General features: G+C 35.9%; 14 protein-coding genes. All 14 read left to right on the forward strand.

The window, feature by feature from the left end:
* The first annotated feature begins 3 nt into the window (after positions 1-3).
* The 14 genes from BC781_RS13060 to BC781_RS13130 all read left to right on the forward strand — a co-directional run bounded on the left by BC781_RS13060 (position 4) and on the right by BC781_RS13130 (position 26,352).
* Complete coding sequence (locus tag BC781_RS13060; protein ID WP_109618398.1) at positions 4-1,449, forward strand: sulfatase family protein; 1,446 nt, start codon at positions 4-6, stop codon at positions 1,447-1,449.
* Positions 1,450-1,593: 144 nt separating this feature from the next.
* On the forward strand, positions 1,594-2,958 hold the full coding sequence (locus BC781_RS13065) for a sulfatase-like hydrolase/transferase (RefSeq protein WP_109618400.1): 1,365 nt from the start codon (positions 1,594-1,596) through the stop codon (positions 2,956-2,958).
* Positions 2,959-3,128: 170 nt separating this feature from the next.
* Positions 3,129-5,090 (forward strand): beta-galactosidase, encoded by a 1,962-nt coding sequence (locus BC781_RS13070; RefSeq protein WP_158281469.1) that lies wholly within the window; start codon positions 3,129-3,131, stop codon positions 5,088-5,090.
* A 271-nt stretch (positions 5,091-5,361) separates the two neighbouring features.
* Complete coding sequence (locus BC781_RS13080) at positions 5,362-8,442, forward strand: SusC/RagA family TonB-linked outer membrane protein (protein WP_109618406.1); 3,081 nt, start codon at positions 5,362-5,364, stop codon at positions 8,440-8,442.
* A gap of 10 nt (positions 8,443-8,452) precedes the next feature.
* Positions 8,453-10,234: a RagB/SusD family nutrient uptake outer membrane protein gene (locus tag BC781_RS13085; protein WP_109618409.1), complete on the forward strand. Its 1,782-nt coding sequence runs from the start codon at positions 8,453-8,455 to the stop codon at positions 10,232-10,234.
* An 18-nt stretch (positions 10,235-10,252) separates the two neighbouring features.
* Positions 10,253-13,270 carry a SusC/RagA family TonB-linked outer membrane protein gene (locus BC781_RS13090; RefSeq protein WP_109618412.1) on the forward strand — a complete coding sequence of 1,006 codons (3,018 nt, stop codon included), beginning with the start codon at positions 10,253-10,255 and terminating at the stop codon, positions 13,268-13,270.
* 10 nt (positions 13,271-13,280) lie between these two features.
* Positions 13,281-14,963 (forward strand): RagB/SusD family nutrient uptake outer membrane protein, encoded by a 1,683-nt coding sequence (locus BC781_RS13095; RefSeq protein ID WP_158281470.1) that lies wholly within the window; start codon positions 13,281-13,283, stop codon positions 14,961-14,963.
* A gap of 18 nt (positions 14,964-14,981) precedes the next feature.
* Positions 14,982-15,830: a DUF1735 domain-containing protein gene (locus BC781_RS13100; protein WP_109618416.1), complete on the forward strand. Its 849-nt coding sequence runs from the start codon at positions 14,982-14,984 to the stop codon at positions 15,828-15,830.
* Between the two features lie 211 nt (positions 15,831-16,041).
* On the forward strand, positions 16,042-17,436 hold the full coding sequence (locus tag BC781_RS13105; RefSeq protein WP_109618418.1) for a sugar MFS transporter: 1,395 nt from the start codon (positions 16,042-16,044) through the stop codon (positions 17,434-17,436).
* A gap of 516 nt (positions 17,437-17,952) precedes the next feature.
* Positions 17,953-20,754 (forward strand): M16 family metallopeptidase, encoded by a 2,802-nt coding sequence (locus BC781_RS13110; RefSeq protein WP_109618421.1) that lies wholly within the window; start codon positions 17,953-17,955, stop codon positions 20,752-20,754.
* A gap of 10 nt (positions 20,755-20,764) precedes the next feature.
* The gene (locus tag BC781_RS13115) at positions 20,765-23,767 is read left to right on the forward strand and encodes a SusC/RagA family TonB-linked outer membrane protein (protein WP_109618423.1); all 3,003 of its coding nucleotides are present in this window, start codon (positions 20,765-20,767) and stop codon (positions 23,765-23,767) included.
* 13 nt (positions 23,768-23,780) lie between these two features.
* Positions 23,781-25,127: a RagB/SusD family nutrient uptake outer membrane protein gene (locus tag BC781_RS13120; protein WP_158281471.1), complete on the forward strand. Its 1,347-nt coding sequence runs from the start codon at positions 23,781-23,783 to the stop codon at positions 25,125-25,127.
* Entirely contained in the window at positions 25,128-25,613 is a 486-nt protein-coding gene (locus BC781_RS13125) for a hypothetical protein (protein ID WP_109618428.1), read from the forward strand.
* Positions 25,614-25,635: 22 nt separating this feature from the next.
* Positions 25,636-26,352 carry a hypothetical protein gene (locus tag BC781_RS13130; RefSeq protein WP_109618430.1) on the forward strand — a complete coding sequence of 239 codons (717 nt, stop codon included), beginning with the start codon at positions 25,636-25,638 and terminating at the stop codon, positions 26,350-26,352.
* Positions 26,353-26,464 lie beyond the last annotated feature (112 nt).

Genomic DNA, 26,464 nt, shown 5'->3' on the forward strand with positions numbered 1-26,464 from the left:
AAAATGAAAAAGGCAATATTTTTTATATCATTCCTTATCCTTTGTCTTCTTGAGCAGACACAAGCTCAATCGGCGATCAAAGGAGTAGAAAAACCAAATATTGTGTTCATCTATATGGATGATATGGGCTATGCAGATTTGTCTTGCTATGGTGCGCCTGAAAACAGTACGCCCCAAATGGATAAAATTGCAGATAAAGGGGTTCGTTTCACGAATTTCTATGCAGGCTCAAATATCTGTTCACCTTCAAGAGCTGCTCTTCTAACAGGTTGTTATCCTCCTAGAGCTAGTATGCCAAAAGTACTTTTGGATACTCCGAAAGGCTTAAGCTATGACTTGGAAACAATGGCAGAAATGCTCCAAAAAAGAGATTATGCAACTGCTCTTATCGGAAAATGGCACTTGGGTTATTACGATGAGTATTTACCGCTAAATCACGGCTTCGATTATTTCTATGGAGTACCTCACTCACATGACCTTAAAGTAAATGGTGAGTTGCCATTTTACAGAAATGAGGAAATCATTGAGAAAAATCCTGACAATAGTACACTTACAACCAGATATACTGAAGAAGCTACAAAATATATCAGAGAACATAAGGATGAACCATTTTTCTTATACTTAGCGCATAACATGCCACATACGCCTTTAGCTGTTTCAGATAAATTTAAAGGGAAATCGGGACATGGCTTGTACGCTGATGTGATGATGGAAATTGATTGGTCAATTGGTGAAGTCGTAAAGGAGTTAAAGAAGCAAGGTTTAGCTAAAAACACGCTAGTTGTTATTTCATCGGACAATGGGCCTTCAAAAAAACAAGGAACACATTCTGGAAGTGCAGGGCCATTCAGAGAAGGGAAAGGAACAACCTTTGAAGGCGGTCACAGAGTACCAGGAATCGTTTATATGCCAGGTACAATCAAAGGTGGTCAAGTGATTGATGATATGGTATCTCAGATTGATCTTTACCCAACAGTTGCAGCTATTGCTGGTGCTGACCTTCCAGATTATAGCATTGATGGTTATAACATTTGGAATACTTTGACGAGTGGAGAAGCTTCTCCAAGAAAAGATTTCTATTATTTCAATGCTAAAAATATAGAAGCTTATCGCAAAGGAGATAAGAAAGTCCATAAAGCACACAACTATAGAGGTATTGATCCTGATGCCTATAATGACAACAAAGAAAATGGAAAGTTGAAGGTTGTCAGAAAGAAACTAGAGGCATCTGTTTTTGACCTTTCAAAAGATCTTGGAGAAACAAACAACCTTATTCAAGAAGAGCAAGGAATCTTCGATGAGTTTGTTCAAGAGATGAAAACTTTCCAACAACATGTGTATCAGACGATGTTTAAACCTGAAGTAAAAGAAGGCGTAGCAGGAGCTGAAAATACACAGAAGAAAAAAGGAAAGAAAAAGAAGGGAAAGAAGAAAAAAGCTAAAGCATAATACTACTTAGCGTTGGTCAAAGTATCTAGAAGTGTTTATGACTCTAATCTATTTCAAATTTTTCTCATAACACTTTTAGGCTTTGATCTTTAAGAAGCATCAACAATAAATAGCTATAAACACATTTTTTAATAGCGAAGCATTATGAAAAAAATATCAGCATTCTTTGTATTCCTATACATGTTGAGTACATCAACTTTGGTGTTTTCTCAACAAAAAGACAAAAAGAATATCATCATGGTATTCATAGATGATATTGGGGTAGAAGCAGTTGGTTGTTATGGCGCAGATGATATCAAAACGCCAACAATGGACAAGCTAGCCAATGAAGGAATGAAGTTTGAAAATGCACATGCATCTCCAATCTGTACACCTTCAAGAGTGAAGTTGATGACAGGAAAATACAATTCTAGAAACTATAAAAAGTTTGGTCTGTTACCTGCATCGGAAACTACATTTGCCAATACACTTAAGAAAGAAGGTTACGCTACAGCAATTGCAGGTAAATGGCAATTGAGCTATGGCGAGTCAGACCCTCTGAATAAGCCTTACTATTTCGGTTTTGACGAGTATTGTCTGTGGAACTTGGTTGAAAAAGGTTTACCTAGATTCAAGAATCCTGTTTTACACAAAAATGGAGAAGCACTTGATGGAGAAGGAAAGTACGGTCCAAATGTAGTCAATGATTTTGCCTTAGATTTTATCGAGAAGAATCAAGACAATCCATTCCTTCTTTATTATCCAATGATACAAACTCATGATCCTTTCCAACCAACACCAGATATGGAAGAGGAGTATGCTGCATTAGAAGATTTGACATTGAATGATCCTGCATACTTCGGGGCAAATGTTGAGTATATGGATAAAATGCTTGGCAGACTCGTTAATAAATTGGATGATTTAGGCATCAGAGAAAATACAGTAATCCTAATCATGGGAGATAATGGTACTTCATCTAAAGTATATACAAGCCAAAATAATAAGCAAGTTAAAGGAGGTAAAGGTAAATCTCTGACCACAGGTACTCATGTCCCATTTATTGCCAATTGTCCGAGTTTGGTGAAAAAAGATGTGAATGTAAACCTAATTGACTTGACAGATTTTTATCCTACAATGTTAGATATTGTTGGAATTGATCGTCCAGAAGGTCTAGATGGAATCAGTTTCTATCCGCAATTAATTGGTAAGAAAAGTAATGAAAGCAGAGATTTTGTTTTCATCAGTTATTTCGGAAAGAAAACTTATCCAGTAAAACAATTTGCATTCAATACAGAGTGGAAATATTACGACAATGGGGCATTCTACAATACAAAGCTTGACCCTGAGGAAAAGAATAATTTAGCCGATTCAATTACAGTTTTGTCAGAAGACGAACAAGCACAATACCGTCACTTAAGAGCTAAGGTTGCAGAATTTAAGCGTGTAGGTGATTTCCCTCCTAAAAAGTCTGGAAAGAAAAAAGGGAAAAAAGGCAAAGGGGGTAAAAAGAAAAAAGCACAAGCCAAGTAAGTAAATCAATTTAAGAAAGGCGAAGAAGGAGTAGTGGTATGTTCCTTCTAGCCTTTCTTCTCTATCATCAACACATTCCGTAGCTAGACGACACAATGAAAAACCTTAGTTTATTTCTTATACTTTTATTGAATACCCATTTTCTTTTTGGAGGGTTGATACCTACAACGGTGGGAAAGAAAAACGGTAAGCCTGTTGTCCTTAGAGATGGGAAACCAATTCTGTTTGCAGGAATACAGTATTGGGGCTTAGATCATTGGAATGAGGGACATTGGGAAAATGATATAGAAAAGATTAAAGATTTAGGTTTTAATGGGGTCAGATTAAATATAGCTTGGGATCACATTGAGCCTAAAGAAGGCGTATTTTCTTTTGACCAACTGGATGAACTCTTTGATCAACTAGATGATGCTGGTCTTATGGTGATTCTTCAATTCAATCAATCGGCACACGAATGGCATCCTGATTGGTTTTTGGAAAAATACACTGAGAAAGAATTGCTAGTAAAAGATGAGAAAGGGAACAATCAGTATGATCGAATGACTTTTTCATCTCCCGTTTTAAAAGAGCATTACTACAATTATGTAAAACAAACAATTAGTCACTTCAAAGAAAGAGCTTCAATAATTGGGTATTCTGTTTACACAGAACCGCACTTTGCAGATAAAGTACAATGGTTAGATTATAACTGGAACAACAAAAGGGCATTTAAGGAATGGGCTGAAGAGAAATATCAGAACATAACTCTTCTAAATGAAGCTTGGAATACAGATTATAAGAGTTTTTCTAAAGTAAAGCCTTATACAAATACACCACCAGAAAATTGGCAAGAAATGCCTGATAATGAACGCAAGCATTTCTTGGATTGGAGTACTTGGAATTGTATTGCCAAAGCAAGGTTTATCGGAGACCTCATCAAAGAGTGTAAAGAAATAGATGATCAACATTTTTACATTCAAAACATGATGTGGAAATGGTCTGGTGCTTTTGCCGCCACTGTAGCTCTTGATCCTGTTATCAATTATAGCTATGCCGATGTGATCGGAATAAATACTTATCCTTATGAGAAAAATGCATCTAAAGTAGGTACTCAAGTCAACTTTATTCGCTCAATTTTTCAGAATGAGAAACCTGTTTTTCTAGGGGAGTTCAACAATAAAAATGGAAATGCTACTGCTCAAGGTTTAAATGACATGGTAGGAGAAGCATTCCAAGCAGGTTGTACTGGTTTTGTTTATTTCACCTACAATGGCCAAGCAGAAAAGGGGGCGGAAGAATACGGGATTGAACATTATGGATTACTCGATAGAAATCGTGTGGAAAAACCATCATGGTATGAAACGAAGAACTTTCTACAAAACTTTATAGTAGGTCAGGAGTCTAACATTCTAAATACACCAGTGGTTAAAGCTGAAGTGAACTACTTATGGCCGAGTTCAAATATGCGTTTGGCTTATTTAGATGCGGAGTATTGTTATGGGAGTTACGTGACTGCGAGACAGTGGTTCTATTACGATAAAGGTTACAATATAGATGTCGTTACAGAGGAGCAATTCAGAAGCGGAAACTTCAATAAAGAGATTCCATTAATAATTCCTTCAATGCCATTTACTCAAAAATCTACGATAAAGGCATTAGCTGGATACGTTAAAAATGATGAGCTAAAAGCGGTGATCAATGGTCGATTTGCCGAATACATTTATGAAGAAAATGCTGAGTTAAAGTATCAAGGTGAGCAACGTAAAATTCCTTACTTAGATATTGAAATTGATCGTTTCAAAGAGGGGAAAGATGCCGCAACACTTTATTTCGATCAGAACTTCCATAAACTGAATATGGGAAATACGATTGATGTAGCTAAAGATCAGATCGTATTTTCTAGTGAAGCAGATCAGAACGTAATTGCCTCTTGGAATGATGGTACACCTGCTTTGATAGAAAGAAGTTTCGGAAAAGGTAAGCTGTTGTTTTATGGAACACATCTCTTCCATGAAAACCCTAGTAAGAATAGTAAAATGAATGGGAGGTTAGCGAAGTCTTTCCTTTTATGGGCAAAAGGTGAACAGCTAGTTTTATCAAATAAGAATCAACACAAAAAGAAAAAGAAACATAAAAAAAAAGCCTCATTCTAATTCATGATCGAGTGCTTTATCTCAAAGAGGAACACGCTTTTTATTATAAAATTTTTGCTTTAGATGGTTCTTTAGTTTTTGAAGGATATCATCCAAATCCATCTGAAACAATTAGGTTAGAAAGACTAAATGAAGGAACCTTTCTGTTTAGTCTTTCATCCAAGTATTCTGAAGAAGTGTTCCTCATCAAAATTGATTAAAAAATTTTGCTTCATAATAAGTTAGCAAACATTCTATAAACTAGAGTGTCCACTTTTTAGAGAGCTATACTATGATGAATTATAAGAAACCATTATTTCTGATAATACTCAGTTGTATGCCTATTTTCTTGTTAGGACAAGGTCAACTCACAACAATTGAGGGGATCGTAAAAGATAGAGAAACAGGAGAAGAGTTAATAGGAGCAAGTGTTTATATTCCTAATACTACAATTGGTTCTACAACCGATTATGATGGACGTTTTAAGTTTGAATTACCAAAAGACACAACATCTATTTTGGTGAGTTATATTGGGTATCATTCGCTTACCGTTGAATATACAGGACAGAAAAATCTGACATTATACCTAGAAAGAGCAGCGACAGAAATTGAAGAAATTGTCATTGTTGGTTATGCCACCCAGAAGAAAGAAAGTGTGGTCGGGGCAATTGATGTGGTTAAATCAGAGGACTTATTAATGTCCAGAGCTGATTTAAGTTTATCGAATGCCTTAGTTGGTTTGGTTCCTGGTATGACAAGTATCCAAGAGTCTGGACAGCCTGGGGAAAATGCGGCAAGTATTTTCATTAGGGGGAAATCGTCTTGGGTAGACAATACACCTTTATTTTTAGTAGATGGTATCGAACGAGATTATAATGATATTGACCCTAATGAAGTAGCAAGTATTTCTGTATTAAAAGATGCTTCTGCAACTGCTGTATTCGGTACAAAAGGAGCAAATGGAGTTATCTTGATCACTACCAAAGAAGGAGAGAAGGGAAAAGCGAAATTCAACTTTTCACATAACTTATCATTCAAGCAACCGATTTCGAATTTTTCAATGGCTGATAGAGCATCGGTTATGGAAATGAAAAATCAAGCATTATTTAATGATCGAGTATTTGACCCGAGTGCTTATTATTCTGATGAAGATATCCGAAAGTATAGAGACCAGCTAGACCCTTACATGTATCCTGAAATAGATTGGCACGATGAGTTGGTGAACAATTATGGTGTGACAAAAAATTACAATATCAATGTAAGTGGTGGAACTAAGAAGTCAAACTATTTCATTTCATTGAGTTATGCTACTGAAGGTGATATTTTCAATACAATTGAGCACGAATCATACGATCCTGGATTTCTATTTGAAAAGTATAACTACCGAACAAATCTCAATTTGGATGTAACTCCGACCACAAATATAAAACTGGGATTGGCAGGTAACATTTCTACAAAGAATCAGCCTGCTTATGGGAATAGCTCTGACGATTCGTGGGCGAAATCAGATTTCTTTAAACTGATTTATTATAAAGCCCCAAACTATATTTTCCCGATCCAATATGAGAATGGAGAAATCGGTCATGATGGAGGAGGTTCTAATCCTTATTTATTGCTGAATTATAGCGGTGTTCATATCAATAGAACAAATACTTTAGCCGCAGATTTACATCTTGATCAGAAGCTAGACTTCTTAGCTAAAGGTTTGTCGCTCACAGGGAAATTTGCTTACAACACAAAGTTCGATTACATCAGAACGATTAGTAATAAGAACAATCGAAACTCTGAGTTTAATGTCCCATCGTATTTATATACTGAAACAGATACATTGCGTTTTCCAAATGGAAATTACATTCCAGGGCCTGTAAGTGTAGGAGATGAAAAACTCAATGCCTATAAAAGAAACTTGTATTATGAGGCCGCTGTAAGGTACGCTCAATCTTTCAGAAATTTGCATGACTTTTCTGCCTTAGGTCTTTTCATGCGCTCGCAGTCAATCAATAAAGTAAAATGGCCTGCTTTTGAAGAAAGTTGGGTTGGTCGTGTGACTTACGCTTATGACTCCAAATACTTCTTGGAAATGAATGGAGCTTATAATGGTTCTGAAAAATTTGCGCCAGGTCTGAGGTTTGGTTTCTTCCCTTCTTATGCAGTGGGGTGGATGATGTCTGAAGAAAATTTCATTAGAAATAATTCAGCTCTTGACTTTATTGATGAATTGAAGCTTCGCTTTTCTTATGGTGAAGTTGGTTATGATAAAAGTGCTAGTAGGTGGACATATTTGGAGTTGTATGAAGGTGGTGGAAATATTTCAATAGGCAATCCTGCAGGAAATAGAGGTACATATAAAGAAGGACAAGCAGCAAACCCTGAAGCTACTTGGGAGGTCGCAAAAAAGGCAAATCTTGGTTTTGAAGTATTGTTGTTTAATTATTTCTCTGCAATAGTAGACTTCTTCAATGAACATCGTACAGGAATTTTGATGCAGCGTAGAACAATTCCTGATTGGTTTGGGCTAGAAGCTCCAGAAGCAAACATTGGAGAAACGAAAAGTCAAGGCTATGAAATTTCATTGACTTGGAATAAGCCTGTGCAAAAGGATTTTTCATACATGCTTCAGCTAAATATGAGTTATGCTGAAAACAGAGTTGTATTTAGAGATGACCCTGTGAAAATGCCAGATTATATGAAAGATGCTGGAAAACCAATCGGTTCAAATTATACATTAATCACAGATGGTTTGTATCAAGATTGGGACGATGTTTATAACTCACCAAGTTCAGTTTGGGGAGCTGAAGATCGAATTCCTGGCGATTTCAAATATATAGACTTTAATGGAGATGGCGTTATTGATGAAAATGATAAAGTAGTATCAGACTATCAGGAATATCCATCTATAAATGTGGCCTTTAATTTTGGCTTAACCTACAAGAGTTTTCAGTTGAATGGTCTTTTTTCGGGTGTCTCAGGAGTATACAAAGTTGTACCCGATGCTCTGCTTTATGAGTTTACAAATGCAGATTATGAAACAGCAAATCCTCATAATCTGAATGCGTGGTCACCTAACAACTTGGCTACAAATGTTCCAATTCTTAGATCAAACAATGGTACTCGATCACACAATCAGCAATTCAGCGATTATGCATATCAGAAAGCAGATTATTTAAGGTTAAAAAGATTGGAGCTTAGTTATCAACTAAAGTCCGATTACTTACAAAAGCAATTAGGATTTAATTCACTTCGATTGTATGTGGGAGCTAACAATCTTCTAACACTTACAGATATGGATGACCGATTTGATCCAGAGGCTGCAACTTTGGCTTCTTATCCATTAATCAAAAGCTATAACACAGGTTTGACAGTCACTTTTTAATTGAGGAGCTATGAAACAGATAAAATTTATATTGATATCACTTTCTTCGATACTAATATTTTCCTGTGAAGCATATTTAGATAAAGTAGAAGACTCAGGAATTACTAAGGATGAAGTCTTTTCAAACTATACCACTTTTTTGGGGCACCTAGATTATGCATACAAAGGTTTGTTTGATTACCATCTGAGTTCTCAAAATACGGCAATAAGTACAGTTTCAGACCAATTTCAGTGTCCAAGTACGACTGCTTGGCAAGATTATGCACAATATGTAAATACAGGTTTGTATGATAATAAAGCGGGAGCTTTTGAAGTAGGATGGTCAAGTGGGAATGGGTATGGACAAGCAGCTACTTTTTACAATGCAATGGCAGCTTTAAGGGTAGTAAACCGATGTATTGAAGAAGCTGAAGTTTCTCCAATTCTTACGGCAGGACAACAAAAAGAGATTACAGGACAGTCATACTTTTTAAGAGCTTATTATCATTTTGAGCTGATCAAAAGATATGGAGGAATGCCTTGGATTGATCGTGTTTTTGAAGCTGATGAAGATTTAGATTTACCGAAAGAATCATATGAGTTCATCACTCAAAAAATAGTAGAAGATTGTGAGCGAGCTATTGAGTTACTTCCAGCTTCAAGATCGGGATTTACTTTTGGCAGAGCTACTGCTACTGCGGCTTATATGCTGAAAAGTACGGCTTTGTTGTATGACATGAGTCCGACTATGAATGCAGTAAATGGATACAGTCTTTCTTACAATCAAACCAAAGCATTGGAAGTCGCGAAAGCAGCAGCAGAAACGATAGCTTTTGCGGAAAAGAATGGTTTTTCTCTGCATAATGGAAGTACAATCGACGACTATTCTAACATATTTTACAGTAGAGAAGATATCGTATCTACTGAATCTATCTTCTTTAGATTGAGTAAAGGATTTGTGGGTTGGGGAGGAACATTGAAGCAGCTCTATGTTCCTAGATCATTTGGAGTGAATAGCAATAGATATACTTTGGCTACTCAGAATTTGGTAGATATGTTTGAAACTACAAATGGTTTAGCGATTGAAGATGACCCTTCGTATGATCCTCAGAATCCATATAAAAATAGAGACCCACGTTTGACATATTCAGTACTTTATCATGGAGCTGAACATGGTTTAGATGAAAAAGGTAAGAAGCGAATTATCGATTTTTCAATTGATAAAGGTGGAAATCGAAATGCTAATGGCATCGATTATAATGGAGCAGGAGAAGACCTAAAGTCGGGTTACTACATGCGTAAATTTCTTCCTAAGACGGCGAATAATTGGGCGCAAGACGGAGACTATTTCATGAATTGGACTTATATGCGTCTTACTCAAGCTTATTTAGATTTTGCAGAAGCAGCAAATGAAGCAGTCGGTCCAACGGGACAAGTCGAAGGAAGTGACCTAACAGCATTAGAAGCTATAAATATAGTGAGAGCAAGAGTAGGAATGCCTGAAGTAAATGCTGTATATACTTCAGATAAAGAGATTTTTAGAACTAGAATTTGGAATGAAAGAAGTGTTGAGTTGAATGGCGAATTTCAGCGTTGGTGGGATATGCGAAGGTGGCATATCGCTCATCTTTCTGCTCAAAAATCAATAAAAGGGGTAAAAGTAGTAAGGGATAATAATACAGGAGAAGAAACATTTGAAACAATAGATGTAGTTGGAGCTCGTAGAGTTTTTGATGAAAAGCATTATTGGTACCCTTGGCCACGCGATATGATTTTCATGTTAGAAAACTTCGAACAAAACCCTGGATGGTAAGGCGCTAAATACTTTATTATGAAAAAGATTTTTTTAAAACACAATACCCTTATTGTAGCCGCTATTCTCGCTTTAGGATTTTTGTCTCATCCTTTGCAAGCGCAGAGGAAGAAGCTTGACTATACTTTATATACGCTTAAGATTGTAGATAAAGATAAGAAGCCTATTAAGAATGCTAAGGTAACAAGACTTATAAATGCTGGGAGTGATAAGGTTTCAGATCAAGTTTATCACACCAACAGAAGAGGTATTGTTCATCTAGATGGAGAACCAGGGTTTCAGTATGTTATTGAAGCAGAGGGGAAAAAGAAATTGATTCATCATGTGAGTGCATTTATTGATTACAATAAATTAGTACTAAGGGATAGAGTGAAAGAACAAGAGATTGAGTTAGATGATCTACTTTCTTTTACAAATATTTCATCTGCTCGAATGACTGAGAATGTAAACTACCATTCCTTTAAGCATTCGTACAGCTTGGATGTCGCACTAGCTTTGAAAGGAAAAGAGCCAAGTTTGCTTATTGAACAATTGAATGGGGATTTAGCATGGAATCAGGCAAGCATGACAATTCGTGGTTTGAGTACAACTGGAGATAATCAAGCCGCAGTTTTTATTGATGGAGTACCTCGTTCTATTTATAATTTGAATGTAGAAGAGATTGAGAGTGTCAAAGTTCTTAAGGGGTCTAAGGCTAAGATTCTATACGGGCCAAGAGCTATAAATGGTATTATTTCTATTACAACAAAAACACCCGAAATTAGTAAAGGACGTATTTATGCTTCTTATGAACAGGGAGTACAGATGCCTACCTTTACTGCAAATTATTTGGGTTCCGATGAATATGCCAAACTTTATAATGAAGCTAGAGCCAATGATGGATTAACTCCTTATTATTCCGAGTCGGCTATTCAAGCTTATCAGTCAAGTGACAATAGTTTAAGATACCCCAATAATGATTATCAAGACTTGATTTTTAATGAACACTCTGCATTTCAGAAGGCATATTTAAACTTTTCTAAAGGAGGTTCAAAAACTAGGTACTTTGTTTCTCTTGGTTACACGGGGCAAGAGGGTCTTACGAATGTAGGGCCAGAAAATAGATTGGATAGAATTAATGTTAGAGGAAATCTAGGAGCAAAGCTGAGCAAATCAATCAATTTATTAGCAAAGATAAATGTAAGAACAGACTTACTGTCTTCGGGCACAGTCTCTGGTGATAAGTTATTTGGATTGCTTTCTACTCATCGCCCAAATGAATATCCAATTTTTGTAAATACCGAAGATGTAAACGGGATTACAGCAAATGGCTACGGTGTTTCGAGATTGTATACACAAAATATTTATGCAGAGCTGAATGATAAAGGCTATCAAAAAGAGCAACGAATCATAGGGCAGTCCATGTTGACCTTGGATTATGATCTTTCAAAATTCTCTAAAGGTTTGAGTGCCAAGACAAGTGTAGCTGTTGATACTCATAACATGGTGAATTATGGGCAGAATAAAAAATACAATGCTTATACACTAGGGTTCTCTGATGATGGAGAAATCAGTTATCAGCAGAGGCAAAGAGAGACAGAGTTGAGCAATCAGTCTAGGAATAGCGATGCTGTATTCAGAAACTATAATTTGAGAGCGTCTTTAAATTATAAGAAGTCGATAGCAAAGAAAAGTAAGTTATTATTGGAAGGATTTTTCAACTATAACAGAGAAGAATTTAAGACAAGTAGGCAAGAACCAAAACAGCTTATTTTAGCTTTCCTTTCAACTTTAAACTTAAAGAATAAGTATATTTTTGAAGGAACAATCTCTGATTTCGCAACGAATAGAATTTCTGATAATCCCCATCAGTTGAATTATGCAGCTTCAGCTTCTTGGATTTTGAGCGAAGAACGTTTTGTGCCTGATGTATTCAAATACCTTCGTTTGAAAGCTTCTTATGGTTTGGTTTCTACAGATATGAGTTTTGGAAATCATCTGTTAAATCAAAATGTATGGAGCTCGAATGGTAGCGTAGATTTTGGTAAAAATAATAATAACAGCCATCAAGTTTATCAGTTGGCTCAATATGGTGTATCAAATCTGACTTGGGAAAAGCAGGAAGAGTATGAGTTTAATTTGGAAGGTTCACTAGGAAAGTCTTTTTCATTCGAAATGTCATATTTTAATCATCACCGATTTGATATTCTTAACCTAATCAATAATAGGTATTTAAATGCATCTCAAGTTGATTCATATGCAAATTATGGTGTTGTCAATAACCATGGAGTAGAACTAGCCTTAAACCTAAAAAAACACATTAATCATTTTCATTATGAAATAGGTCTAGGTGGAATGTACTCTCAGTCTGAACTTGTGGCTGGCAATGAATTCAATAATGTAATTGGTTATCCTGTAAATTCAATTCTTGGTCTTCAGGCAAATGGATTGTTCCAGTCAGCTCAAGAAATTGAGAATCACTATACACAGCATTATGGAACTGTTCAAGCGGGAGATATCAAGTATCAAGATTTGAACGGTGATGGAAAAATCAATGAATATGATCAAGAAATCATAGGTGATTCTTTTCCCGATTTCTTGCTCAACACTACGCTAAAGTTAAACTATAAGCGTTTCTCACTCTTTGCAGAAGTATCGGGTATTTTTGGAAGAGATGTGATTTTGAATGACAGTTATCACTGGGTAGATGGTGTTCAAAAGTATTCAGAACAGGTTAATGATCGTTGGACGCCAGAAAATACAGCGGCAAGTTATCCAAGGCTCACCAGTAAATCTGCTGAAAACAACCATCAGAACAGTAGTTTCTGGGTCAGAAATGGAGATTATTTGAAACTGAGCAATTTTTTTCTTCGCTATAGATTGCCCTTGAAAAAAGTATCAGACAATCAACTGAGAGAAATGAGCATATGGATGAAAGGTAATAATCTTTTAATCTTTTCTGAGCTAGATGGGATTGATCCAGAAAGTACTTCGGCTGGTATTTCCAATTTCCCACTGATGAAATCCGTTTCTATAGGTTTGAATTTAACGATCTAATGATATGACCATGAAAAAACATTTTTTACTTTTTCTTTTTATCATCTGTTTGAGCTCATGTCAAGATTATTTAGAGACAGATTTTGATGGTTCTGTAGATGATGAGATGGTATGGAGCAATCCTAAGTATGCTGAAGGAGTACTGCTAAATGCATATCATGCGTTACCAAACAGCTTTGCATTGGAAGATCATATTTTCATGGATTGTATGACAGATAATGCTGTTACGAATGACTACAGTTCTTCTATCTTTATAAATGGAAATGGGGCTTGGCGAGCCGAAAATAATATTCTTGGAGATTGGAATAAGTATTACGCACAGCTTGAAAACATAAACCTTTGGCTAAAATATGGTCAAACTGCACCTTATTATCTATCTGACAAAGGTTTGAATACTCAAATTGTGATGCGTCTGAAAGGAGAAGCATACTTTCTGAGAGCATGGTACACTTGGCAATTACTTCAAGCTTATGGAGGGAAAGTTGATGGCGTTCTGATGGGAATTCCTTTACAAACAAAAGCCTTAGAAAATAACACTGATAAGTATGAAGCGATAGAAAGAGATACTTATGAAGACTGTATTTCACAGATTGTTTCTGATTGTAATAAAGCAATTGAATTATTGCCCCCAACTTATGAAGGAACTGATCTGGTATTTGGCGAAGATCAAACAGGTCGAGCTAATTTAACAGCTGCTTTCGCCTTAAAATCTCGTGTTTTGCTATACGCAGCTAGCCCATTATTTGAAAAAGAATCTTGGTCTGCTGCTGCAAGAGCCGCTTTAGATGCTATTAATCAAAAGGGAGAAAGCTTGCCAGGGATCAAATGGGGAAACTTGGATAAGTATTACAATAGTCAAAATCATAATGAGATCATCCTACGAAAGTTTACGAGAAATAATTCATTCTTTAGAGCGAATTTTCCTCCTTCATCAAATGGTTCAGGAAGAACAAGCCCATCTCAAAATTTAGCCAAGAGCTTTTACATGGCCAATGGTTATCCACAAGATCATGAGCTGAGTGGTTTTGATCCTAATAAACCATTTGAGGGACTGTCTAAACGTTATTACGCATCTATTGTGCATAATGGGATGAAGTTTAAAAACAAAAGTATTGAGACCTACGAAGGTGGTTTTGATACAGAACAAACTTTTGTACATGCTACTCGCACAGGACATTATTTGAGAAAGTGGATGGCCGAATCAGCGAGTACGGACGGTCTAGATGAAAGTGTAGCAACACATTATTATGCTTTGTTCCGTCAGGCAGAATTGTGGTTAAATTTTGCCGAAGCTGCCAACGAATGGGTTGGGCCAGATGTGAAATTAGGCTTTGGAGGTGTGACCTTGAGTGCTAAGGATGCAATTTTAGAAATCCGTAATAGAGCAGGAATAAAAGATACAGCATACCTAGATGAAGTAGCAGCACAAGGGAAAGATGCTTTCAGAGAATTAATCAGAAATGAAAGAAGAGTAGAGTTGTGTTTTGAAGGTCATCGTTTTTGGGATTTAAGAAGATGGAAAAGTGATTTGAACTCAGAAGTGAATGGACTCCAAATTACAATGAATGCAGATAGTAGCTTTTCTTATCAAGAGGTACTTGTAGAGCAAAGAAACTTTCAAGACTATATGTACTTTGGTCCGATACCTTTTGATGAGGTAAGAAAGGGTTTGAGACAAAATGATGGATGGTAAAATGTAAATACCAATGGCATGAAAAATATATTTTTAGTATTGAGTAGCGTATTCTTTTTATCAAGTTGTGCTTATGAAGACTACTTGAATGATTTTGATACAACAACTACTTATTTTTCTTATCAGAAACCAGTCAGAACACTGATTTTAGACGAGTATGAATCTATAAAAGTAGGAGTGTCATTTGGAGGGAGAAGAGAAAATACATCTCAAGAGTGGGCTGATTTCGAGATTGTTCCAGAGTTGTTAGCTGGAACACCTTTTGAAATATTACCTTCTTCAATGTATTCACTCAGTGATCCTTCTAGAATGGTAATCCCCAAAGGAGAATTTCAAGGTGTGATACAAGTCGATTTTGATCTAGAAGCTATATCAAATGATCGAGATCCGAATACTTTATATGCTTTGCCATTTCAATTGACATCTACTTCTTTAGATGTAATTCATGATGAAAAAGACTATACGATAATAGCCTTGAAATATATCCATTTATTAGATGGACTTTGGTATCATAAGGGTAAGTCTGAAGTAACTGATATAGAAAAAGATTCAACCTTCTGGATAGTTTATTCACAAGAAAGTTTACAGAAAAATGAGCATTGGAACTTGAATACTGAAGATGCAAATGCCGTAAAAACTACTGGGATAGCCGATAGGTCAGAAGGAATGGAAATACAATTGGAAGGTGAAGAGTTGATTTTAACCTCTGATGAAGTTTCCGATTTTCAACAGCATGAATGTAGCTATAATCAAGAAAGTAAAGAGTTATACTTACAGTATTCTTTTGAAAAGGATAATATGGCTTATAACGTAACAGATACCTTGATTTTTGCGACTAGAAATATAGAATTCGAACTCTGGGAATAGTATATATAGACAAAGAAGTTTCTCAACAACTTCGTACAACTTATAAACCCCAACATTTTGTTGGGGTTTCTTCCCATAAGAATAGATTTTTACTCAGTAAATACGAGACTGTATTGTTTCAGATGACCAAAAGCTGACAAAAGGAACTTACTTCTTATTCATTTTTTAAGAAGTAGAGACATAAAATATCTTATCTATAACTAAAACTATTATGAACAAAAGCTACAGATCAATTCTGATCATTATTACCGCATTATTTTTTATGTGGGGTTTTCTCACATGTATGAATGACATCCTTATTCCTTATTTAAAAGACTTATTTGATTTGAAATATTGGCAAGCAATGCTTGTTCAGTTTGCCTTTTTCGGAGCATATTTCATCGGTTCATTACTGTATTTTATTCTTTCATTGAGAATTGGTGATCCAATTAATAAAATAGGTTATCAAAATGGAATCGTAATAGGGCTTGTGATGTCTAGTATAGGTTGTTTTTTATTTTATCCTGCGGCACAGTTTGAAATGTACGGTTTCTTCCTTTCAGCCTTATTTATTTTGGGACTAGGATTTACTATGTTACAGATTGCAGCCAATCCTTATGTCTCTATTTTAGGACCTTCTGAGACGGCATCATCACGATTGAATATGTCACAAGCATTTAACTCCTTAGGAACAACGATAGCCCCAATTTTGGGAGGGTATTTGATCTTTGATTTATTCTTTACAGAAACCACAACAGGGGATGCTGTGAAGATTCCATATTTGGTTTTTGGAGGGATGTTCCTTGTGATGGCAATCATTTTCAAGCTGATTAAGCTTCCTAATTTTGTGAATGATTCAGAGATTGTAAAAGGAGTGGGAGCACTTCGATTCCCGAATCTGTCTTTGGGTACTTTTGCGATATTTGCATATGTAGGTGGAGAGGTTGCCATAGGCAGTTTTCTTATCAACTTTATTGGTTTGGAAGAAATTATGGGATTAGAAGAAGCAACCGCTAAAAATTATCTTGCATATTATTGGGGCGGTTCAATGATTGGTCGATTTTCTGGCGCTATTTCCTTGAGTGAAATGAGTAATGGAAAAAAATACCTTTCAATGCTATTCGCAGCTACGTTTTCATTTCTACTGATTTTCAGTATTGCAGATATTTCATTTGATATTGTTCTCCCTTATATCGGGATAATCGCACTAAACTTTATTGCATTTGTAATAGGTAAAAGTGTAGCTGGTAGAACTTTAGCAATCTTTGCTTTTGTAAGCGTTGTGCTTATCAGCGTAGCAATGTTTACTTCAGGCAGCTTTGCGATGTGGGCTTTAATTGGTGTCGGTATTTTCAATAGTATCATGTGGCCAAATATTTTTACTTTAGGTATTAAAGGATTAGGTAAGTACACAGGTCAAGGTTCTTCGCTGTTGGTAATGGCTATTTTAGGAGGAGCACTGATTCCTTTAGTTCAAGGGTTTATCGCAGATATCATTGGAGTACAAATGTCATTTATTGTTCCTGTAGTTTGTTACCTGTATATTTTATTTTACGGTTTTTACTGTTCAAGACTCAAGTTTGAAGAGAAAGAGGAGGAGAAACAAGCAGTCGGAGTAATGCACTAATTTTTATAAGTCAGAAATAATTTAAAGCCTTAATTCATAAAAATGGATTAAGGCTTTTTTATAAAGAGAAAAGTAGTGATTAGAAGTTTGAAGTATTTATAGTTTTTGTTGTGGAGATAGGTAAATGTTTAAAATGACGTTAGTAGCTGTTGTTAAATATTTATATATACCAATATCTTGAACAGAAATATTTGCCTAGAGAATTAAGGTGATTTATTTGTATGTGTTTGGTTAATAGGTAGTTGTTGGGGTGGTGTTTAGGGTTTACTTTATATTCATTTTGAAATTTTATTGTGGTCTTTATTTTATTTTAATTTTTTTTAGGTTTATCTTCGCGCGCTTAATTTGATGAGAGTAGTTCAATTAAACTAAACAAGCAACTAGTCCACAGTGTGTTATTAACCCTAAAAAGAGCACATTTAACGGATAATGAAATACTCTTCTCAAGAAAGCTTCAACGATGTAATTAAAATATTCTGTAATCGCTATGGGGAGACCTAGGGCTTTTAATATTTTATGAAGATTTCAAACAAGGTACTCAGTGCAATCCTGTTGATTGTAGTGTTTGTACACCTAGCGATGGATTTGAGCGCTCAGAATATTCCGCTCAATAAAGCTTTGACGAAAGGCAAATTAGCCAATGGCTTCCAGTACTACATTCAAAAAAATGAAGTGCCTAAAAATGAAGTCCAATTTAGGTTAATTATTGATGCAGGTTCTATTCTTGAAGACGATACTCAAAAAGGCTTTGCGCACTTTTTGGAGCATATGGCTTTCAACGGAAGTAAGCATTTTCCTGATAATTCTTTGATTGATTATTTTCAATCGATAGGTGTAGCTTTTGGTAGCGATATCAATGCATATACTTCTTATGATGAGACCGTGTATATGCTTCCAGTTCCAAATACGGAGAAAACGACTTTAGATAGTGCATTTCTGTTCTTTCAAGATATTCTTGCAGGTTTAGAATTGAAAGAAGAGGCTATTAACTCAGAGCGAAATATCATTCATGAAGAATGGAGAACGACAATAGGACTTTCAGAGCGTTTGAAAAAGGAGATGTATCCACTTCTTTATCACAATTCAAAGTACTTAAAGCGTATGCCTATTGGAGAAATGGATATCGTTATGGATGAAAGTAATAGCGATGAGCTTCGCCGTTATTACAAAGATTGGTATCGCCCAAATTTGGCTAGTTTAGTTGTAATAGGTGATATTGATCAAGAGGAAATCATCAGTCGTATCGAAGAAACTTTCGGGCATTTAGAAAACCCTGTAAACGAAAGAAAACGTGAGCGATTTACAGTACCTTCTCATGAGGAAACTTTAGTTCGTTTGATTCAAGATCCAGAGATTACAAGTCTTTCGGTAAAGATTGTCGATAAGATTCCTAACCGAAAAATGGAGACACTACAAGACTTGAAAGAAAGTGTATTGGATTTACTTTATACCTATTTGGTAAACCAACGACTTTCCGATGTTGCTCAAACAGGAACAAAAGATTTTATGTACGCTCAATCTTATGCTTCGGATGCTTCTGGAAATAAAGACAGATACATTTCTACAGCAACTGTTCGTTCTGGAAAAGTTGTATCGGGTACACAAGACTTACTGAATGAACTATACCGAATCAAGAAATATGGATTCAGTGAAGTAGAGTTGGAGCGCAAGCGAACCATTCTTTCAAAAGAACTAAAAACTGCTTTACTAGAGCAAAATACACTTACTTCAGCACAGTTGGCAGGAATGCTTACCAACCATATTTTGTATGATGAGGAGTATGCAGACAATGATTTCAAAAAGGAGTTTGTACAAGAGGTAATTGATAAGGTAACACTAGCTGATATTCAAATTCTGATAGATAAGTACATTCACAATTCTGAAGCGAACCGAGTAATTTTGGTAACAGCTCCTAATACAGAAAACTTACCATCAGAGAAAGAGCTTGTAGATGCGATTCAAGAAATTGAGTATGAAAACTTGAAGCCATTTGAAAGTAAAGAAGTGAATGAACCATTAATGGCAACGCTTCCTGAGGCAGGGATATTGGTGAACGAAAAGTACCAAGAAGAAATAGGAGCAACTACTTTAGAGTTTGAAAATGGAGCAAGAGTAGTATTGAAACCAACAGCGCTAAAAAATGATGAAATCCGATTAACCTCTACAAGAGATGGGGGATATTCTTGGGCTGCAGATTCAATATTTGATGATGCTTCAATGGCGGCTACTTTAGTGAATTTAGGAGGTCTAGGAAAATTTAGTCAGAAAGAAGTTGATCTGATATTAAGTACAAAGCAGGTTTATCTAGCTCCGTTTATCCACCGATATTCGGAAGGTGTTTCTGGTTTTTCCACAAAAGAAGATTTAGAAACGCTGCTACAATTAGCACATTTGACTTTTGAATCTCCGCGTTTGGATAAGGATAAATGTAGTCAGTTCATCACAAACAAAAAGGAGTACAATCGCAATAGTTTGAATGACCCTGAAACAAGGTTTGCAGATGAAATCAATAAGGTGATGATGCAGAATAGCCTACGTACGGCTACTATGCTAACTACTGAGCAGCTCGATGCGCTAAATTTTAAAAACTCATTTGAGTTTTACAAAGAACGATTCTCATCGGTGAAAGGCATGATTTTTTTTATGGTAGGTAGTTTTGATGTAGAAGAAGTTAAACCACTCATAGCGAAATATATAGGATCACTTTCTGGAGAAAGTTTAACTGCTAAATTCAAAGATCATGGTATTAGACCTCCAAAAGGTGGTATCCACGATTTTCAATTAAATAAAGCGAATAAGACAAAAGTCATCATACGCCTAACAGGTAAATACCCTGAGGGGCAAGAAGAGAAAATGGCAATTGAGTATTTGAGTGATATTCTGACCATTAAGTTAACGTATCGAATTCGTGAAGAGTTAGGAGGAGCATATGCTCCATACTCAACTGTAACGGTGATGAAATCACCTTATCAGCATTATCGTTTTGATATCATGTACACTTGTGACCCAGAAAAAGTCGAAGAATTGAGCAAGGCTACTTTTGAAGAGATTGAAAAATTAAAAGAAGGTATTGATTTTTCAGATTTGGAAAAAGTAAGAAAAGCGGCACTCAATCACAGAAAAGCATCACTTGAAACGAATGGCTTTTGGATGAAGCTTTTACATGCTATCGAAGAAAGTAAAGAAGGTATTTCAATTTATAATAACTACGAAGATTTTGCAGAAGGAATTACGATCAAACAACTGCAAAAAATAGCAAAGAAGTATTTGAAAGAGGAAAAAGCGCTTCAGTTTTCGCTTAGTCCACTTGCAGACTAACTAATTGAAAATGAAATATATTTCATTGGTGTCAGTGAAACTGCCTTTGTTCATCCTTTTTCTCTTCGGATTAGGGTGGCAAGCTTTCGCTCAAGGCAATACCATCAAGGGGGTGGTCACTGACAAGGATAATGGAGATCCTCTCATTGGAGCGAATATTATTGTTGAAGGGACAAGTATGGGAGTGATTACAGATTATAATGGAGAGTATTTGTTGTATGATGTAGCACTTGATGCAAAACTGATTTTTAGTTATATCGGGTATGAAAGTATTACGGTAGATGCTAAAGGTCGAAGCATAGTAGATGTGCAATTGAAATCTACAGTAAGCACACTAGAACAAGTAATGGTCTTTGGTGAAAGTCAGAAAGATACACGTACAATTACAAGTTCTGTTAGTAAAATTGATAGCAAAGTTTTCTCACAAGGAACACCTTCAGGTTCTTTCGACCAATTACTACAAGGGCAAGTAGCTGGTCTGGCGATTCAAACAAGTGGTGAGCCTGGTGAAACTTCACAAATTCGTATTCGAGGAAATAACTCTTTGGGTATTCGTACTCAAGATGATACAGAAATGGCATCTTTTAACCTTGCTAATGAACCTCTTTACATCTTGAATGGAAACCCTATTACTTCTGATGTATTCAATACCATCAACCCAAATGACATTATCGAAATCAATGTCTTGAAAGATGGTTTGTCTACAGTAGCTTATGGTACTCGTGGGGCAAATGGAGTTATTGAAATCAAAACAAAGAAAGGTCTGTCAGGCAAAACGCAGTACAATGTGCGTTATCAGCATACTGTTCGTCCGATTGGAGGATTAGGAGGTATTAGTTTGATGGATGCTAGAGAAAAAATGGCTTTAGAAAAAGCGCTGAATATAACGAACGGAGCAGGTTATATTTATTCTCCACATCCTTTAGATGATGAACTTGTTTTGGCTTACAAAGAAAGAAAGTATAGAGAACTTGAGAACACCAATACAAATTGGTTAAAAGAACTTTCTAGAGTTGGGCAGATCAAAGATTTACAAATTAGTATTTCTGGAGGCAGTGACGATAGCCGTTATTTCTTATCTACAAACTACTACAAAGAAGATGGTGGATATGAAAATTCATGGGCTGAGCGATTCACCACTCGCCTAAATGTAGATAACAACATAACCCATAATCTTACTGTGGGTGTAGATGCTTCGATTGGTCGTAGCAAGACTTCTAAGTCTAGTACTTCACCCGCTCGTTTGATCTATACTTTACAGCCTTATGAAACCTTGGAAACTACTGATTTTGTAGCAAGAAAAAATAATAATGGTAGTGTTAATTTTGTAGACCCATTTGATGAATTGTATAATTCGTATGCTGAAAATACAACATGGCGTTTAAGCATTGACCCAAAACTAACTTGGACAATGGGTAAAGGTTTTAGCCTCTTTGCAGGTTATGGATTGACTTATAATGATGGGGAAAATGATAATGTAAATCTTCCGAATGCAGATGCGATTACGACAAGTGATCAGCTTGGTAGATTTAGTAAAAACCAATCGAAGTTTCTGAGTAATCGCTTAAATGCGAATATGAACTATGTGAAATCATTGGAAAAACACTTTTTCTCGGTTTCAGCAGGGACAGAATACATTCACAATCAGAACTGGGGATTTGGTTATTCTAGTGTAGGAATTTCAGATAAAGTTGATCCATCTATTGGAGCAAACCCAGATGCAACGGTAAGTAATAGTAAATACATTGATGCTCTTTTGGGCTTCTATGGGAATTTCTCATATAGCTTCAAGAATAAGTATGACTTTAATGCTTCTTTACGATATGATGGTTCATCTATTTTACCATCAGACAAACAGTTTGTAACGGCATGGGGAGCAGGGGCTGCATGGGATATGAAGGCTGAACCTTTTCTTGCAAATAATCAAGTTATAGATAAACTGAACTTACGTTTTTCATACGGATTGAATTATAACTCTGGAGGTATTCGTCAGACACTTGGTATGCCATTTTATGACTTCACCAACGATGATATGTATCGAGGGGAGCGAATGATAAACCTTGTGGAATTCTATAATCCTGACCTCAGATTTGAAAAGACAAAACAATGGAGTGCAGCCGTAGATTTCGGATTATTTGACAGTAGAGTTTATGGTACGGTAGAAGGTTATATTAAGAATACAAATGATCTATTATCTACCGTGAGTATTCCTGCAAGTAATGGATATACAGATCTTCTTCAAAACATTGGTGCTTTACAAAACCGAGGAATTGAATTCCAATTGAGTACTGTGAATATTCGTACAAGTCATTTCAGATGGACATCACAGTTCAACCTAGCATATAACATCAATGAGATTACAGACTTGTATGGTGCTGATGAAATTAAAGTAGGTACAGAAGGATATTTTAAAGTGGGAGAGCCAATAAACTCAGCTTATGTAAAGTATTGGGCAGGGGTTAATCCAGCCAATGGAAGTCCAATGTACTATGATGAAAATCATAACTTGGTACTTGGAGGTGTAGCGCCGCAAATGATAGGTTTTGGAACTTATGATCATCCGCTTACAGGAGGTTTTTCTAACATTTTTACGATCAAAAACTTAGAAATTTCGACCTTATTCACTTTTGCCTTTGGAGGTGTGAATTACAATAACTTGAAAGCCACTATGATCCAAAATGTAAAGAATGGAGAAGTTCCGTTTGAAGGATTCTTAAATGAAATTTGGTTAGCTCCGGGTGATGTGAAAATGTACCCATATCCTAAGTTTTTCACAGATACTTCGGTAAACTCTCTATTCTTGGAAGATGCATCGTACATAAGATGGAAAAACTTGATTGTTCGCTATAACCTAAGCGATTATCTTAAGTGGATAGGTACAAAATGTATGATTACGGCTCAGGTGAATAACGTATTTACTTTCACCAAATACGAAGGTATAGACCCTGAGATTACAGGTATCGGACAACCACTTTTACGTTCTTATACACTTGGTTTTGACCTTACTTTCTAAGTGTCTGATGAAAATGAAAAAAACACTTTGTGCATTCATCGGGAGCTTGATGCTTTCAGGATGCAGTTTGTTAGACATAGACCCTGATAATGTCGTTCCATCTGAGTCTGCTTTTGATGATGTAAAATACTATCAACAGGCTTTGAACTACGTTTACAGAAGTCTTGCAGATGCCAATAGCAATATGCAAATGACTGATTTTGCATCTGATGATTTTGGTAAAGCATACGAAGGGTATTCTCCAAGTAACTACTACGTATTCAAATGGGATTATTCCTCACAACCGGAACCACATATTTGGGCATCTCAGTATAGTTTGATTTCCAAAATGAATGTGTTAAGTGACAACTATTCAATTGTTCCTGTACCTACAGAGGAAGAAAGAGTACAAAGAGATCAAATTTATGCTCAAGCAATTGCTTTGAGGGCTTGGTCTTTCTTCAACTTGGTTCAATTATATGCCCCTCGTTATGATGGTACAAACGGACAAGAGTTAGGAATTCCATTAAAACTTAAGTTAGATAGAGAATACTTACCTCAATCACCTTTGGAAACTGTTTATGGGCAAATTATTTCAGATTTGGAGAAGGCTGAAAGCATATTTGTAGAAACAAGCTTTACACCTTTAGCCGCAGATGAGGAGTTTGTATTTGGACTAGATGCTGTAAGAGCGTTGAAAGCAAGAGTAGCCTTATTTATGGGTGATTTGGAGATGGCAAAAGAAAGTGCAAAATCTTTCATTGATCGTTCCTTTTTATCCAAAGAAGAATACGAAAAGTTGTGGAAGGATATTGAAAGTAGCGAAAATCAAGAAGTGATTTTCATGACTTATGACTTGAGTGATACAGATGAAGCTCAGTATTTGGATTATCAAGAAATGTATGAATTCAATAGTGTGAGTTTAGCTACGGATCTACTGCTTTTGTTTGAAGATAGTGACATCAGAAAATACCCAGAGTATATCAATGATATCAATATGCCTTCAAAGTACCGTATTGATTATCAAACTACTCTAGATCAGAACTTGAACTACAAACACTTCCGTTTAGCCGAGCAGTATTTGATTTATGCAGAAGCTGTATTGGATACAAATCCATCGGAGGCACTAAAAGTAGTGAATACTTTACGAGAAGCTCGTGGAGCTAGTTTGTACGCTACGATTGATCTTAAAAAAATAATGAATGAACGCCGTTTGGAGTTGTTTTCAGAAGGTTTACGCTTCTATGATTTGAAACGTATTTCTGAACGTCTGAACATAACCGTTGAACGTTCTAGCGGAGAATTGTTAGTACCTGGTTCAAAACTTTACAACTGGGATATTCCTTTGGTAGAGACGAATTCAAACCCTTATATAGACTAGATGATGAAGCAGTTTTTATGGATCGTATTGGGCTTTTTAGCTACTTCATGTAATGATTTAGTATCTGAAGATAAAGAATATACAGGAGACCCAATTGTGTGCTTAAGTTCAGAACAAGCGATAGTACAACTTTCAAAAGAAAACCCAACAAGCGGTTTGGTCAAAGTTTTTAAAGATAGTGTACTCATTAGTACTCCAATTACAGAAGACTTGAAGGTTTACATTGCCATTGACCAAAAGAAAACAACGGCTAAGCTTGATGAGCACTATAGTATGCAGCAAGAAGTCGTAATTCCTGCAGGTAGTTACTTTGGTTATTTTACTTTTGAAGGCTTAGAAATTCCAGAGGAAGATGTAAGTAAACTTGATGTAGCGGTTTATATAGATTCTGTAAGTAACCCTAATGTGATACCAGGTTTTTATGGTGTCAAATATGAGTTAGCCGAAAGAGAAAAACGTACAAAAATATTTTCATTCAATAATTAACTAAACGCAAACAAACATAATCATGAAACTATTCAACAAATTTAACCTTATGCTATTGGCTGCATTGTCATTAGCTACAATCTCTTGTGATGAAGATGAAGCAACTTTGACTCAAGGAGAATTAGATGAAATTGCTCGTCAAGAAATCATTGAGGCAGCAGCAGAAACTTTTGACTTGATCACAGATTCTAAATGGGCACCAGAGAAATTTGAGCCATCAGCAGAAATGGCTTCTGCAGCTCAAACAGAAGATGGTTTGCTTGCTTTAACTACAATCACTAGAGCAAATGCTGTTTTGGAGTTTGATATGATCGTAAGCTTCACTGAGGAAAATGATATGTACAAAGCTTCAGTAGAAGATCCAGCAACTGCTGAAGAGTTGAACGAGAAACTTTTGGCGTATCAATTTGCAATGATGCCAGATTTCGGGGATTTAGGTTTCTTGATTTTCCCTGTGGAAGAGTATATGGCAGAAATTAGAGGTGCAGTGATTAACGCTTTTGCTTTTGATGATGCTAAAAGTGAAGACATCACAAATGTAGAAACAGGTTTACCTACGCTTGTAATTGAAGAAAACAACTTAGAAATGATGAGTTTTGAGGAGTTACTTTTAAACTCAAAAGAGTTGGTAAAAGGAAACTCGGATAAAATCTACCTTTCTGAAGATGGAAAATTAGTAGTAGAAGTAACAGATGCTACTTATGGTGTTTCTAAGTGGATTTATACTTCAGTGAAGTAATTTCTAAGGCAATATTCTTATCTAAATTTAAAGCCATTTTATCTCAGTGAAACCTGAAATAAAATGGCTTTTTTATTTATGATTATGATAGAATCAAAGAGGGGAATTATGG

The sequence above is a fragment of the Sediminitomix flava genome (assembly GCF_003149185.1).
GTDB classification, from domain to species: Bacteria; Bacteroidota; Bacteroidia; order Cytophagales; family Flammeovirgaceae; genus Sediminitomix; species Sediminitomix flava.